We start from the raw sequence: 14904 nt of genomic DNA, 5'->3' as shown, positions 1-14904 counted from the left end.
GGGCGCTCACTCGCGGGTCTGGACAAAGGCGATGCAGGCGGTCAGGACGCGGCGCAGATGGGTCCGCATCGCCTCCGCCCGTTCGGGCTCGTAGGGGCTGGGCCAGTTGTCGGCGGACACCGGACCGGCCGGGTCGAGGATATAGCCCCGGTCCGCAAGCTCCATCTGGATGGCGTGGACGCCGGTCTCCGGACGCCCATAGTGGCGGGTGGTCCAGCCGCCCTTGAAGCGACCGTTGACGACCTGGCTCAAGCCGCTCTCGGCGCAGGCTCCGGCGACGGCGCGGGTCAGTTCGGGGGCGCAGGTGGCGCCGTCGTTGTCGCCGATATTGAACTGGGGCAGTTCGCCGTCGAACAGGCGCGGCACGACCGAGCGGATCGAATGGGCGTCGTAGAGGACGACGGGGCCTTGAGTGCGCAGCCGGTCGATCTGGCCCTGTAGCGCGGCGTGATAGGGGTCGAACCAGGTTGCGCGGCGCCGCTCGATCTCGGAGGCGTCCGGTTCCTGGCCGGGGCGATAGAGGGGCTCGCCGTCGAAGGTCTCGGTCGGGCACAGGCCCGTGGTCGTCATGCCCGGATAGAGGGAGGCGCCGGACGGATCGCGATTCACGTCGATGACGCTGCGCGAGATCGCCGTCCGCACCAGGGTCGCCCCCATGTCGACAGCGAAGTCGTAGAGACGGTCCACCCACCAGTCAGCGTCCTTGCGCGCGAGCCAGGGCGAAGTCATCCGCGCCTCGATCGCCTCGGGGATGTTGGTCCCGGTGTGCGGCAGGCCGATCACCAGCGGCGCCGAACCCTCGTGGACGGTCAGCCAGTTCTGCATCGTCAGCCTCCCTCGCCAAATCGGATGGTCGTGCTATGTCTAGACATATTGATCGTAACGAGACGGACCTGTCCAGTGAGCCCTGAGCCGCAGCCTGTGGATCGCACCCTTTGGTTCCAGGCGGCCCTGACGCCGGACGGCTGGGCGCGCGATGTGCGGATCGGCGTCGACGGCGGGCGGATCGTCTCCATCACGACAGGCGTCGCCCGAGCGGCGACGGACGAAGGCGGCGGCGTCGCCCTGCCGGGCGTGGCCAATGTGCACAGCCACGCCTTCCAGCGGGCCATGGCCGGTCTGACCGAGGCGCGCGGGCCACAAAACCAGAGCGGGGCCGACGACGATTTCTGGACGTGGCGCGAGTTGATGTATCGCTTCCTCGACCGGGGCGGGCCGGACGAGATCGAGGCGATCACGGCCCTGGCCTTCGCCGAGATGCTGGAGGGCGGTTTCACCCGCGTCGCCGAGTTCCACTATCTGCACAACGACCCGACCGGCGCGGCCTATGCCGACCTGGGAGAGATCGCCGGGCGGATCGTCGCGGCGGCCCAGGCGACCGGGATCGCCCTGACCCTGCTGCCGGTCTTCTACGCCCACGCCGGGTTCGGCAGGCAGGCGCCGACGCATGGACAGAGGCGGTTCATCAACCATCTGGACGGGTTCGCCGATCTGGTCGGCCGTTGTCGCACCCTGACGGCGGACCTGCCGGACGCCGTCGTCGGCGTGGCGCCCCACAGCCTGCGCGCCGTCACGCCCGAGGAATTGGCGACCATGCCCGGCCTTGCGGGCGGCGGGCCGATCCACATCCACATCGCCGAACAGACGAAGGAGGTGGACGACTGTCTGGCCTGGTCGGGAGCGCGGCCGGTGGAGTGGCTGCTGGCCAACGCCCCCGTCGATCCGCGTTGGTGCCTGATCCATTCGACCCATGTGACCGAGGCGGAATGGCGTGGCGTGGCCGAACGCGGCGCCGTCGTCGGTCTGTGTCCGATCACCGAGGCCAATCTGGGCGACGGGATCTTCCCGGCGGCGGACTTCGTGCGGAACGGCGGACGGTTCGGGGTCGGGACGGATTCCAATGTCCAGATCGGCCTGGCCGAGGAACTGAGGATGCTGGAATACAGCCAGCGTCTGTCGCTACGCGGGCGGGCGGTCATGGCCGATCCGGCCCGTTCGACCGGCCGCGCCCTGTTCGAGCGGGCTCTGGCCGGGGGCGAGCAGGCGGGTGGCGCTACAGGCGGTCTGGTCGTTGGCGCTGCGGCGGATCTGGTGTCGCTGGACGTCAGCGGATCCGTCTTCGCCGGACGGACGGGCGACGCTGTGCTGGACAGCTGGATCTTCGGCGCCCCGACCGGCTCCATCGCGTCGGTCTGGCGGGCGGGCGAGGAGGTGGTGCGGAACGGCCGTCACGTCGCGCGTGACCGGATCGAGGCGCGGTATCGGACGGCTCTGAACAAGGTGCTGGGATGAGCGCCGAACCGCTTCATCGCCGGATCTACGCCGACCTCGAGGGGCGGATCCTGTCCGGCGACCTGGCCCCCGGCGACCGGATCCCGTTCGAGCACGAGCTGACGACCCATTACGGCTGTTCTCGGATGACGGTGTCCAAGGCGATCTCCGAACTGGCGGGGCGGGGCCTGGTGACCCGTCGTCGACGCGCCGGCACCTTCGTCGCCCAGCCCAAGGCCCACGCCGCCTTCCTGGCCATTCCCGACCTGCGCGCCGAGGTGAAGGAAAGGGGGCAGGTCTATGATTACAAACTGCTGGAGCGGGTCGAGCGAGAAGCGGACAGTCTGGCCGAGATCGATCTGGCGTCGGGTGGGCGGCTGTTGGCCCTGACCTGTCTACACAGCGCCGACGGCTCGCCACTGGCGCTGGAACACCGGCTGATCGCCCTGGTCGCCACGCCCCAGGCGGCCAAGGTGGACTTCCGCACCGTGCCGCCCGGTAGCTGGCTGCTGGACTACGAGCCCTGGACCGAGGCCGAGAACCGGATCGGGGCGATGGAGGCTGACGCCGCGACCGCCCGGCAGCTGAAGATCAAGCCCGGCGCGGCCTGTCTGACCGTCGAACGGCGGACCTGGCGGGACGGGCAGGGGGTGACGCGGGTGCGTCAGATCTTCCCTGGCGACCGCTATGATCTGGTGGCCCATTTCTCCGCCAAGGAGCCGAACCGATGAAGGTCGACCGCCTGCTGATCAACTGCCATGTCGCGACTATGGTCGAGGGCGGCGCGCCCTATGGGGCCGTCGAGGACGCCGCCGTAGCCATTGCGGACGGGCGGATCGTCTGGATCGGCGCGCGCACGGACATGCCGAGGATCGAAGCGGTTGAGATCGAACGGCTGGACGGGCGCTGGATCACGCCCGGCCTGATCGACTGCCACACCCATCTGGTGTTCGGCGGCGACCGTTCGGGCGAATTCGAACAGAGACTGGGCGGCGCGACCTACGAGGAGATCGCCCGCGCGGGAGGCGGCATCGTCTCCTCGGTCAGGGCCACGCGGGCGGCGTCGGAAGACGAGCTGTTCGCCTCGGCCATGGCCCGGCTGGAGGGGCTGAAGACCACCGGGGTCACCACCGTCGAGATCAAGTCCGGCTACGGCCTGGACCGGGACAGCGAATTGAAGATGCTGCGCGTCGCCCGGCGCATCGGCCGCGAGGGCGGGGTGCGGGTCCGGACCTCCTATCTGGGGCTGCACGCCGTGCCGCCCGAACACCGTTACGACCGTGCCGCCTATGTGGACAAGGCTGTGGACGACATCCTGCCGGCGGCCCATGCCGAGGGTCTGGTCGATGCGGTGGACGCCTATTGTGAACCCATTGCCTTCTCGACCGGAGAAGTGTCGCGCCTGTTCGACAAGGCCCGGGCGCTGGGTCTGCCGGTGAAGCTGCACGCCGACCAGTTGTCCGATGGCGGCGGGGCGGCTCTGGCGGCGCAGCATCAAGCCTTGTCAGCCGACCATATCGAACATGCGACTGAAGCGGGGATCGCGGCGATGGCCCAGGCCGGCGTGGTCGCGGTGCTTCTGCCCGGCGCCTTCCTTATGCTGCGTGAGACCAAGGCGCCGCCGGTCGACCTCCTGCGCGCTCACGGAGTGCGGATGGCGGTGGCGACGGACTGCAATCCGGGCACTTCGCCGCTCGCGTCGATGACCGCCGCCTTGAACCTGGCCTGCGTCCAATTCCGCCTGACCCCGGAGGAAACATTGGCCGGTGCGACGCGCGAGGCGGCCCGCGCCCTGGGGCTGTTGGACAGGCTCGGCGCTCTGGAGATCGGCAATACGGCTGACCTGGCGGCCTGGAACATCGGACGCCCGGCCGAGCTGTCCTACTGGCTCGGCAAGCCGATGCTGCACGCGAGATGGATCAATGGCGTGCGATCCTAGATTGCATTCTGCTTGATATTAACTCTAGGTTGCTTTCATGGTTTGGAAGCAATCAGAAGATGTCGAAGCCTTCATCGCTCACTGGGCCGGAGCGCCGATCAGCGAACGGGCGCAGTACCAGACTTTCATCATCCAGCTATGCCGGTTGGTTGGCGCGCCAGCGCCGGACGACGAGCGGATGGGCGATCTCGACTATTGTTTCGAACGGCCCGTCCGGTTCGTGCACGAGGACGGCGCTAGTCACCCGGGCTATATCGACTGCGCCAAGCGCGGATGCTTCGTCCTGGAGGCCAAGCAGTCGCTGAAACGGCGAGACGGCGGGCCACTGGACCCCGCAGTGCAACTGGCCCTGTTCGCCCAGTCGACGCGGAAGCGACAGGGCCCGTCGCCGGATACTCTGGACCGGTTGATGCGGGCGGCGAAGCGACAGGCCGAGAACTACGCCAAGGCCCTGGACGAATGGCCGCCCTTTCTGGTCGTGGTCGATGTCGGGCGGTCGATCGAGCTGTGGTCGGACTTCGCGCGTCAGGGCAAGGCCTATGCGCCGTTCCCGGATCGGGCCAGCTATCGCATCGACCTGGACCAGTTGCGGGCCCCGGAGGTGCGGGATCGGCTGCTGCGCGTCTGGACCGATCCGATGTCTCTGGATCCCGCCGCCCATGTGGCGGAAGTCACGACCGGGATCGCCGTCCGCCTAGCCTGGTTGGTGCGCTCCATCCGTCAACGCGAGTCACAATCGACAGATGACCGCGCGGTCCGCGCCGCCCGCAGCAGTCAGACCGCCCTGTTCGTCATGCAGTGCATCTTCGCGATGTTTGCGGACAGCGTCGGCCTGATCGACGATCGGGGCTTTCTGCATTTTCTTGAGTCCTATCGGGGCAAGGCCGATCGGTTCCATGAGGCGGCGCGGGTCTTCTTCGGCACAATGGACAGGGGCGGTCACTGCCTGGCCACCCAGCAGCGCATCCGGCGGTTCAACGGCGGTCTGTTCAAGACGGTCGATCCGATACCGGTAACTGAACAAGAGCTTGAGGCCCTGATCGCGGCGGCCAGATGCGATTGGGCCATGGTCGAGCCCGCCATCTTCGGCGCCCTGCTGGAACAGGCGCTGGATCCGGCCGAGCGGGCCGAACTCGGCGCACACTATACCCCGCGCGCCTATGTCGAACGGCTGGTCGAGCCTACGATCATGGAGCCCCTGCGGGCGGACTGGGAAGCGGTCGAGGCTCAGGCGCTCGGCCTCCACCTGGACGGAGACGTCAAGGGCGCGCGCCGCATGGTCCGCGACTTCCACGACCAGTTGTGTCGCGTGCGGGTGTTGGATCCGGCCTGCGGCACCGGCAACTTCCTCTATGTCGCCATGCGGATGATCAAGGAACTGGAGGGCGAGGTGCTCGGCGTCCTGTCCGAGATGGGCGAGGCGCAGGGCCGCCTGGGTCTGGAGGGACACGTGGTCAGCCCGGAGCAGTTCCAAGGGCTGGAGAAGAACGCCTATGCCGCCTGGATCGCCGAGATGGTAATGTGGATCGGCTATCTTCAATGGCATTTCCGCCTGTTCGGCGACGCCCAGCCGTCCGAGCCGATCCTAAAGGATTTCCGCCGCGTCATCCGGACCGACGCCCTGATTACTTCTTCGCGGGTCGAGCTCGCGCGCGACGCTGCGGGGCGGGCGCTGACACGGCCGGTCGGTCTGTTCGAGGGCCGGGGCGACCGCGAGGTCGAACACTATGTCGATCCCCGGCCGACGCCATGGCCCGAAGTCCATTTCATCATCGGAAACCCGCCCTTCATCGGTGGAAAGGATCTGAGGGCGGAACTGGGCGACGGCTATGTCGAGGCTCTCGCCGCGATACGGGGCGGGCGGTTTCGCTCGGCGGATCTGGTGACGGCCTGGTGGGACCGGGCGGCGGAGATCCTGATCCGCAAAGGCTCGTCCCTGCGACGGTTCGGCTTCATCACCACTAATTCCGTGACCCAGACCTTCTCCCGCCGGGTCATGGAGCATCATCTCGCACGTCGCCCGCCGATGCGGCTGGTGTTCGCCATCCCGGATCATCCGTGGATTGCCGGCGCGGGGCGAGCGGATGTTCGTATCGCCATGTCGGTGGCTGAGCGGGGCGAGCCGGACGGGCAAGGTCGTTGGCTGGGCGTGGTCGGCGAGGCGGATCTCGACACGGACCTTCCCCGCCTCGAGTTCGTCGAACGGCAGGGCGTCATCGGCGCGGATCTGATGATCGACACCGGCCTGACCGGCGCGGTGGATCTGAAGGCCAATGCGGGTCTGGCCTACCGAGGCGTTCAACTGATGGGGGCGGGCTTCATGGTCAGTCCGGCGCGGGGACGCGCCTTGCTGAGCGGGTCAGAAGCCGATGCGCCGTCACCGCTGCGGGCCTATCGCAACGGGCGGGATCTGGCGGACCGGGCGCGGGGTTTCGAGGTGATCGATCTGTTCGGCTGGGACGAGGCGGAGGTCCGTCGTCGCCACCCGGCGATCTACCAGCACCTGCTGGAGACGGTGAAGCCGGAGCGTGACCGCAACAACCGCGCCTCATACCGCGACAACTGGTGGACCTTTGGCGAGCCGCGCCGAGAACTGAGGACGGCGCTGGAGGGATTGGGCCGCTACATCGTCACGGTCGAGACGGCCAAACATCGCTGGTTCCGCTTTCTCGACGCAGCCACCCTGCCGGACAACAAGCTGGTGGTGATCGCCAGCGACGATCCAGCGACTCTCGCCGTGCTTTCGTCACGCGCGCACCGGGCGTGGTTCGCCGCCAACGCCGGGCGGATCGGCGAATACCGGCGCGAGGCCGTCTATGTGAAAGGCGCTTGTTTCGACCGGTTTCCGTTCCCGGAGCTTACACCGGCCCGGCAGGCGGAACTGGCGGCGCTGGGCGAAGAACTGGATGCGACCCGGGCGCGGGTGATGGCGGATCATCCGGCCCTGACCATGACCGGGCTCTACAACGCCCGCGCCGACGCGATGATCCGGCTCCGTTGAGCGAGCTTGAGCGGGACGTGCATGAGACAGGCCGCATCGGCATTCTCGATCACCTGCATCACCGGATCGATGCGGTGACGGCCCTGGCCTATGGCTGGCCCGACGGTCTTTCGGACACCGAGATGGCGACACGACTGAAGCGGCTGAATCATGAGCGGGCGGAAGAGGAGGTGAGAGGCCTGGTGCGGTTCGTCCGACCCGACTTCCAGGCCGGGCGGATAAGGCTAGGGCCGGCGTCTGTGCAGACCGAGGCTGTTCTCGTCTCCGAGATTCGCCGCCCACGTCTGCCGGACGCGCCGGGCCCTCTTGCCTCGGCCCTGCTGTCCAGCCTGCGTCGCTCGGGCGTGCCGATGCGGCCGGGTGATCTGGCGGCCGTCTTCGACGGCGGTGGACTGCGCAAGACGCGGACCATCGAACATACTCTGGCGGTGCTCGCCGTCTCGGGCGCCGTGCAGCGGTCCGAGCGCGGCTGGTTCGCGCCGCGACGGGCAGGCTCTGGCTGATCCGGCGAACGGTGCTAAGCCTTGGCGCCGGAGGGCCGTATGGCGAAGACAGAGACGGACGTCGTCATCCTGGGCGGGGGCCACAACGGCCTGGTGTGCGCCTTCTATCTGGCGCGGGCCGGGTTGAAGGTAACGGTGCTGGAGCGACGTCCGGTCGTCGGCGGAGCGGCGGTGACCGAGGAATTCCACCCCGGGTTCCGTAACTCGACCGCGAGCTACACGGTCAGCCTGCTGAACCCCAGGATCATCGCCGACATGGATTTGGCGCGCCATGGCCTGCGGGTGGTCGAGAGGCGGATGGCGAACTTCCTGCCACTTGAGGATGGGCGCTATCTGGCGGCGGGGGAGGGACGGACCCGGACCGAGGTAGCTAAATTCTCGACACGGGATGCGAGCCGGTTGGAGGCCTATGAGGCGCGGCTCGAGACGGTGGCGTCGATCCTGCGCGACCTCATCCTGCAGGCCCCGCCCAATGTCGCCGAAGGCGGATGGCTGGCGGCCTTGCCGGAGATTTTGAAGGCCGGGGCCGTCGGACGGCGCGTGGCGGGCCTGGATCAGACCGCGCAGCGTGATCTGCTGGACCTTTTCGCCAAGTCGGCCGGCGACTGGCTGGACGGATGGTTCGACAGCGATCCGATCAAGGCCCTGTTCGGTTTCGACAGCGTGGTCGGCAACTACGCCAGTCCCTATACGCCGGGTTCGGCCTATGTGCTGCTGCACCATGTCTTCGGCGTGGTGAACGGGAAGAAGGGCGCATGGGGTCACGCAGTGGGCGGCATGGGCGCCATCACCCAGGCCATGGCGGCCGCCTGCGCTGAACAGGGCGTCCAAGTCCGGCTGGACACGGCGGTTACTCAGGTGCTGACCGAGAAGGGCCGCGCGGTCGGGGCGGTGACGGAAGGCGGCGACACCGTTCGGGCGCTCGCCGTGGTTTCGAATCTTCACCCCCGGCTGATGTTCGACCGTCTGGTCGATCCGGCCGTGGTCCCGACGGACTTCACCGAGCGGCTGGGGCGTTACACGTCGGGATCGGGGACGTTTCGGATGAACCTCGCCCTGTCGGAACTGCCCCGGTTCACGGCCCTGCCTCGGCCAGGCGACCATCTGACGGCCGGGATCATCATCGCTCCCAGTCTGGCCTATATGGACCGGGCCCATGCCGAGGCGCGGTTGAACGGCTGGTCGTCGAGACCCATCGTCGAGATGCTGATCCCGTCGACCCTGGACGACAGTCTGGCGCCCAAGGATCAGCATGTCGCCAGCCTGTTCTGCCAGCATGTCTCGCCGGACCTGGAGGACGCCCACCGCGAGACGGTGGCGGATCTGATGATCGAGACGGTCGAGCGCCACGCGCCGGGCTTCAGGGCCTCCGTCGTCGGGCGGTTGGCGTTGGGGCCGCGCGACCTGGAACGGCGGTTCGGTCTGGTCGGCGGCGACATCTTCCATGGGCGGCTGACCCTGGATCAGTTGTTCAGCGCCCGGCCCGTCCTGGGTCACGCCGATCACCGCATGCCCGTCCCAGGCCTGTATCTGTGTGGATCTGGGGCGCATCCCGGCGGCGGGGTGACCGGGGCGCCGGGGCATAATGCGGCCAGAGCAGTCCTGAAGGATTTCAGACGCCGGTTGTGAAGACTAGGCCTCGGCGACGCCCATGGCCTTCATCAGGGCGTCGCGGACGGCGGCCTCGGTAAAGGGCTTCTGGATCGTGGTGTTGCCGCGCCATTCCTCGGGCAGGCCGCCTTCGCCGTAGCCGGTGGAGAAGACGAAGGGCACGCCGCGTGCTCTCAGCGCCTCGGCGACGGGGAAGACCTGACGGCCGGCGACATTGACGTCCAGCAGGGCGGCGTCGAGATCGGCCGTATCGCGAGCCATGGCCTCGCCGTCGTCGATGTTGGCGACGGGACCGACCGGGGTGCAGCCCATATCCTCGAGGATCGTCTCGAGCAGCATGGCGACGAGGGACTCGTCTTCCACGACAAGAACGCGGCGGCCGTTCAAGGGTTGGGTCATGGGGCGGGCGTCCTGTCGAGCGGAACCGTCAGTTCCGCAATCAATCCACTGGTGGCGTAGACCAGATCGATCTCGCCCGCCAGATCGTGGCGAATGTTTCGTTCTATCAAGCGACTACCGAAGCCCCTTCTGTCCGGTGGCGTAACCTTCGGGCCGTCCAGTTCACGCCAGGCGAGCTTCAGTTTGCGGTCGCGCTGATCCGCCAGCGCCCAGTCGATCAGCACCCGACCATCCGGCGTCGACAGGGCGCCGTATTTGGCGGCGTTGGTGGCCAGTTCGTGGAAGATCATTCCCAGGGAAAGGGCCGTCGCCGGCTCCAGCGCCACGGCCGGGCCGTTCAGGCTGATGCGGGTGGGACCGAAGGCGTCGGTCTCGTGCTCCAGCATGGCGCGCAGATCAGCGCCTTCCCAATGCGTCCGGGTCAGCAGGTTGTGGGTGTGGGACAGGGCCATGATCCGAGACTGGAAGGTCTCGGCGAAGGTGACGGGGTCCACATGCGAGCGCGCGGTCTGGATGGCGATCGACTGGACGGTGGCCAGGGTGTTCTTCACCCGATGGTTCAGTTCGTCGATCATCAACTTCTGGCGCTGGTCGGCGAGGACGCTGTCGGTGACGTCGTGCCCCTGGACGAAGATGCCGGCGACGGCGCCCGCCTCGTCGCGGATCGGCTGGTAGATGAAGTTCAGATAGAGGGTCTCCAGCGGGCCGTCGGGCGAACGCTGCAACTGGATCTGGCTCTCTCGTCCCTCGAAGGGTTCGCCGGTGGCGAAGACCGTGTCGAGGAATTCGTAATAGCCCTGACCCACCAGTTCCGGCAGGGCTTCGCGGACGGGAAGGCCCGAGACGTCGCGACGACCGACGATCTGGCTGTAGGCGTCGTTGTGCATCTGGAAGACATGGTTCGGCCCGGACAGGATGGCGACAAAGCCGGGCGCCTGCATGAACATTTCGACCAGGCGATTGCGTTCGGTCTCGAGGCGGCGGTTGTCCTCCTGGACCGACTGCGCCCGGCGAAGCACCGAGCCGCCGACGATGGCGTCCAGCGCTGTGGTCGGCTCGTCGGAGCGGATCGACGGCGACAGGTCGGTGACATCCATAGTGTGCTGGAGCAGCAGAACCACCTCGCCCTCGGCGTTCAGCAAGGGCGTGTGGGTGGCGCTCCATATCCGTTGCTCGAACACCTGGCTGCCGTCGGCGAGGACGCGCGGCATGTCGTAGCGGACGACGGCGAGATGGTCGCGCTGGCGGGTGTCGCGGGCCTTTTCCAGCGAGGCGCGGACCTGGCGCACGTTTTCGGGCGCGTTTTCTCCGGGCCCGGAATCAAAGGTGGCGAACAGGGGCTTGCCCAGAATCTCGTCGCGCCGCGAGCCCGTGACGTCGGCATAGGCCTGGTTGACCTCTGCGATATGCAGGTCGGGCGTGACCAGCATATAGGGATTGGGCGAAGCCTCGAAAGCGGACGCCAGATCGGCGACGGATGCGCCTGGTTTCAGCAAGACAGTCAATCGATACCCCAGCCCACGCACCCCCAACGCTCGAAGGGCGAAAGGGTTCGCCACCGTACGCAAGATTCGGCGCTTCACCCGATCGTCATTGGCCTGTCGGGAGGATTTGCTAAGAACGGGGCATGACATTCGCCGGCGCCTTGGCCACCCTCTCCCTCATGATGGCTCAACCGACCGACCAGCCCTTAGTCACCGTCACGGCCCCGCCTGTCGTCCAGGTGGAGCAGGGGATGCTGGCCGGGCGCGTCGAGGACCATGTCGCGTCATTCAAGAACATCCCCTATGCGGCCCCGCCGGTGGCGGAGCGGCGCTGGCGGCCGCCCGGTCCGGCCCCGACTTGGGAGGGGCAGAGGGACGCCTCGACCTATGGGGCCATCTGCACCCAGGCGACGCCGCAGGGCGATCCGGGCGTCGGCCCCCTGCCGATGAGCGAGGACTGCCTGAACCTGAACGTCTGGCGGCCGGCCGATACGACCGAGCCGGCGCCGGTCATGGTCTGGATCCACGGCGGCGGCCTGGTCAACGGGTCGGGCACGGCGGCCCTGTACGACGGCGCGCCCCTGGCCCGGAAAGGCATGGTGGTGGTGACGCTGAACTACCGACTGGGACGGCTGGGCTTCTTCGACCACCCGGCCCTGGCGGCCGAGCGGCCGGTGAACGAGGCGGCGGGCAACTATGGCCTGATGGACGTGATCGCGGCGCTGAAGTGGGTGCGCGGCAATATCGCGGCCTTCGGCGGTGATCCGGCGAACGTGACCATCTTCGGGGAATCGGCGGGCGGGGCGATCGTCACGCGGATGATGATCTCGCCCGAGGCGCGGGGCCTGTTCGACCGGGCCGTGGTCCAGTCGGGCCTGGGGCGCGAACTGCAGACGCCCCTGGACCGGCGCGGGGCCTATGACCTGCCGTCGGCGCGGGAGCGGGGCGAGGTCTGGGCCCACGGGCATAATCTTGTCACGGCGGCGGATCTGAGGGCGGCGCCGGTCGAGCGGCTGCTGACCCCGGCGCCGGTCTTCGCCAACGGCGACCTGACCCTGATCGACGGGCGGATCGTCACTTCGACGGTCGAGGCGGCCTTCCGCGCGGGGCGTCAGGCGCCTGTGCCCCTGATCATCGGCACCAACAGCGCCGAGTTCTGGTGGATGAAGCCGACGGACCGCAACGGCTACGGCATGATCGACGACGACATGACCTGGCTGGAACGGGCCATGATAACCCAGGCCTATGGCGGGGAGGCGGGCTTCGATCGGGGCTTCATCACCGATGCGGTCTTCTCGGAGCCGGCGCGGCGACTGGCGCGGCTGCATTCGGCGGCAGGGCAGCCGGCCTATCTGTTCCGCTTCGACGTCTCCTCGCCCGACAATCCCGAGCCGCACGGCGGGGCGACCCATGCGATCGAGCGGCCCTATGTGTTCGGGACCCTGCCGCTGCTGCCCTATCCGGTACGGGACGCGGACCGGGCCGTGTCGGAGACGATGATGGGCTACTGGACCGCCTTCGCCCGATCAGGCGATCCGAATGGCGTGGGCCGACCCGACTGGCCGCGCGCCGTTGGCGGGGACACGCGGCTGATGATGTTCCGCAGCGAGGGGGCGGCGGCGACGCCGGTTCCGGAGACCGGGCGGCTGGACCTGATCGAGCTGTTCCGCGAACGGCCGCACATCGTCGCGAAACCGGCACAAGTCATTGAAATGAAGAAGAAATAGGCGGGCGATCAGTTCGCGATTGCCGTCATCCTCGGGCCTGCCCCGAGGATGACGGGGAGGCTTACCCCGCCGAGGTCGCGTTCGACTGCTTCTCTTTCAAGGTGACCAGTTCCTCGGCCATGGTCGGGTGGACGGCGCAGGTGGCGTCCCACTGGGCCTTGGTCAGGCCGGCCTTCACGGCGATGGCGGCCAGCTGGATCATCTCCGGGCTTTCCGGGCCGACGATATGGACCCCGACGACGCGCTGGGTGTCGGCGTCGACGACCAGTTTCATCAGGACCCGCTCCTCCGAGCCGGTGAAGGCGTATTTCATCGGGCGGAAGCGGGTCACATAGACGTCGACGCCGGCCGAGCAGGACCGGCGGGCCTCGGCCTCGGTCAGGCCGACCACCCCGACCGGCGGCTGGCTGAAGACGGCGGTGGCGACCGCCTCGTAGTCGAAATGCTGCGGATTGTCGCGATAGACGGTCTGGTGGAAGGCGACCGCCTCGCGGATGGCGACGGGGGTCAGGTTCATCCGGTCGGTGACGTCGCCGATGGCCCAGATGTTGTCGGCCGTGGTCTTGGAATAGGGATCGACCTTGATCGCCCCCTCGTCGTTGAGCTCGACGCCAGCCTGTTCCAGGCCCAGTTCCTTGACGTGGGGGATGCGGCCGGTGGCGAACAGGACCACGTCGGTCTCGATCTTCATGCCGTTTTCGAGGTGGTTGACCAGTCCGCTGTCCGTCTTCTCGATGCTCTCGTGCTGGCAGCCCAGGATGACCTTGACGCCGCGCTTTTCGATCTCGCCGGCCAGATGGGCGCGCACGTCGTCGTCGAAGCCGCGCAGAATGTTGGGGCCGCGATAGATCAGGGTGGTCTCGACGCCCAGACCGGCGAAGATGCCGGCGAACTCGACCGCGATATAGCCGCCGCCCGCGATCAGGATGCGTTTCGGCAGTTCGGGCAGGTGGAAGGCCTCTTCCGAGGTGATGGCGTGTTCGATGCCCGGCAGGCTTTCCGGCTTCCACGGGCGGCCGCCGGTGGCGATCAGGATCTTCTCGGCGGTGAAGGTCTGGTTCTTGCCGAGGATCTCGACCGTATGGGCGTCCTTCAGCACGGCGCGGCCGTGGACCAGTTCGACCCCGGCCTTGCCCAGGTTGGCGGCGTAGATGCCGGACAGACGGGCGATCTCGACGTCCTTGGCCTGGAGGAAGGTGGGCCAGTCGAATTTCGCATTGTCGAAGGACCAGCCGTAGCCCTCGGCGATCTCGAGCGCGTGGCTGACCTCTGAGGCCATGACCATGAACTTCTTGGGCACGCAGCCCCGGATGACGCAGGTGCCGCCGACGCGATACTCTTCGGCCACCGCCACCTTCTTTCCGCCTAGGGCGGTCAGGCGGGCGGCGCGGACGCCCCCGGAGCCGGCGCCTATGACGAAGAGGTCGTAGTCGTACTTGGGCGCTGAGGGGGGCATCGGGGGCTCCGGTTCGGACTCCGAAAAACAGAGTCCGAATAGTCTGAAATGTCCGAAATCGAGCGCGGGAGCGCTGGATCGAGCCCCGACTTAGGCGCCGGGCGGCGGTGCGGCAAGGCCGGAAACGCCGGGTTCGTCAGGGGAAACGGCCCGGGAAATGGGTCCGAAGCCTATAACTTTAGGCAGAATTCGCCTGTTTTCGGGGTTCCGCGGTTGGACGGCGGCGGTCGAGAGGCGGATCAACCTCCCAACGCAGCCATCCACAGCCCCCAGGGCACACCGTTGGAGACCATCATGATCAAGACCTTCGCCGCCGTCGCCGCCGTCGTCCTGACCGCCGTCGCCGCCCCCGCCTTCGCCCAGTCGTCCGCCTCCACCACGGGCTCGGGTTCGATCACCGTCATCCGCCCGCTGACCATCACCAAGACCGCCGACCTGAAGTTCGGCACCGTGGTTCGCCCGGCCTCCGGCTCCGGGACCGCCGTGGTTTCGGCCGCCGGCGCCCGCTCGGTC

The 14904-nt window shown here is 67.8% G+C and carries 12 protein-coding genes; 8 read left to right on the top strand and 4 right to left on the bottom strand.

Annotated features, from left to right (window positions below):
* Positions 1–6: 6 nt before the first annotated feature.
* The gene (gene hutG, locus ACIQ1T_RS16290) at positions 7–825 is read right to left on the bottom strand and encodes an N-formylglutamate deformylase (protein WP_395945605.1); all 819 of its coding nucleotides are present in this window, start codon (positions 823–825) and stop codon (positions 7–9) included.
* 96 nt (positions 826–921) lie between these two features.
* Between hutG and ACIQ1T_RS16285 the strand changes: the two genes are divergently transcribed.
* The 6 genes from ACIQ1T_RS16285 to ACIQ1T_RS16260 are packed head-to-tail and all read left to right on the top strand — an operon-like array spanning position 922 to position 9343.
* Positions 922–2292 carry a formimidoylglutamate deiminase gene (locus ACIQ1T_RS16285; protein WP_395945604.1) on the top strand — a complete coding sequence of 457 codons (1371 nt, stop codon included), beginning with the start codon at positions 922–924 and terminating at the stop codon, positions 2290–2292.
* On the top strand, positions 2289–3002 hold the full coding sequence (gene hutC / locus ACIQ1T_RS16280) for a histidine utilization repressor (RefSeq protein ID WP_395945603.1): 714 nt from the start codon (positions 2289–2291) through the stop codon (positions 3000–3002). Before ACIQ1T_RS16285 ends, hutC begins: the two co-directional genes overlap by 4 nt.
* Positions 2999–4210: an imidazolonepropionase gene (gene hutI, locus ACIQ1T_RS16275; RefSeq protein WP_395945602.1), complete on the top strand. Its 1212-nt coding sequence runs from the start codon at positions 2999–3001 to the stop codon at positions 4208–4210. The genes hutC and hutI overlap by 4 nt, the downstream gene beginning before the upstream one ends.
* A gap of 37 nt (positions 4211–4247) precedes the next feature.
* The gene (locus ACIQ1T_RS16270; RefSeq protein WP_395945601.1) at positions 4248–7211 is read left to right on the top strand and encodes a class I SAM-dependent DNA methyltransferase; all 2964 of its coding nucleotides are present in this window, start codon (positions 4248–4250) and stop codon (positions 7209–7211) included.
* A gap of 17 nt (positions 7212–7228) precedes the next feature.
* Positions 7229–7714 carry a hypothetical protein gene (locus ACIQ1T_RS16265; RefSeq protein ID WP_395945600.1) on the top strand — a complete coding sequence of 162 codons (486 nt, stop codon included), beginning with the start codon at positions 7229–7231 and terminating at the stop codon, positions 7712–7714.
* 39 nt (positions 7715–7753) lie between these two features.
* The gene (locus tag ACIQ1T_RS16260; protein WP_395945599.1) at positions 7754–9343 is read left to right on the top strand and encodes a phytoene desaturase family protein; all 1590 of its coding nucleotides are present in this window, start codon (positions 7754–7756) and stop codon (positions 9341–9343) included.
* A gap of 3 nt (positions 9344–9346) precedes the next feature.
* Here the strand turns inward: ACIQ1T_RS16260 and ACIQ1T_RS16255 are convergent, their stop codons facing one another.
* Both ACIQ1T_RS16255 and ACIQ1T_RS16250 read right to left on the bottom strand, forming a co-directional pair.
* Positions 9347–9724 carry a response regulator gene (locus ACIQ1T_RS16255; protein WP_395945598.1) on the bottom strand — a complete coding sequence of 126 codons (378 nt, stop codon included), beginning with the start codon at positions 9722–9724 and terminating at the stop codon, positions 9347–9349.
* A complete protein-coding gene (locus tag ACIQ1T_RS16250; RefSeq protein ID WP_395945597.1) occupies positions 9721–11229 on the bottom strand; it encodes a sensor histidine kinase in 1509 nt (502 codons plus the stop codon). The genes ACIQ1T_RS16255 and ACIQ1T_RS16250 overlap by 4 nt, the downstream gene beginning before the upstream one ends.
* Positions 11230–11351: 122 nt before the next feature.
* Here ACIQ1T_RS16250 and ACIQ1T_RS16245 point away from each other — a divergent pair, with 122 nt between their 5' ends.
* Positions 11352–12935, top strand: a complete 1584-nt coding sequence (locus ACIQ1T_RS16245; RefSeq protein ID WP_395945596.1) for a carboxylesterase/lipase family protein — start codon at positions 11352–11354, stop codon at positions 12933–12935.
* Between the two features lie 61 nt (positions 12936–12996).
* Here ACIQ1T_RS16245 and gor read toward each other — a convergent pair whose 3' ends face one another.
* Positions 12997–14391, bottom strand: coding sequence for a glutathione-disulfide reductase (gene gor / locus ACIQ1T_RS16240; RefSeq protein ID WP_395945595.1), 1395 nt, complete (start codon positions 14389–14391; stop codon positions 12997–12999).
* Between the two features lie 294 nt (positions 14392–14685).
* Between gor and ACIQ1T_RS16235 the strand changes: the two genes are divergently transcribed.
* The coding region (locus ACIQ1T_RS16235; protein ID WP_395945594.1) for a DUF4402 domain-containing protein at positions 14686–14904 on the top strand (219 nt) is incomplete at its 3' end.

The sequence above is a fragment of the Brevundimonas sp. genome (assembly GCF_044336875.1).
Taxonomy (GTDB): Bacteria; Pseudomonadota; Alphaproteobacteria; order Caulobacterales; family Caulobacteraceae; genus Brevundimonas.
The sequence above is the reverse complement of the archived record's forward strand: the minus strand, read 5'-3'. Positions and strand labels throughout refer to the sequence as shown.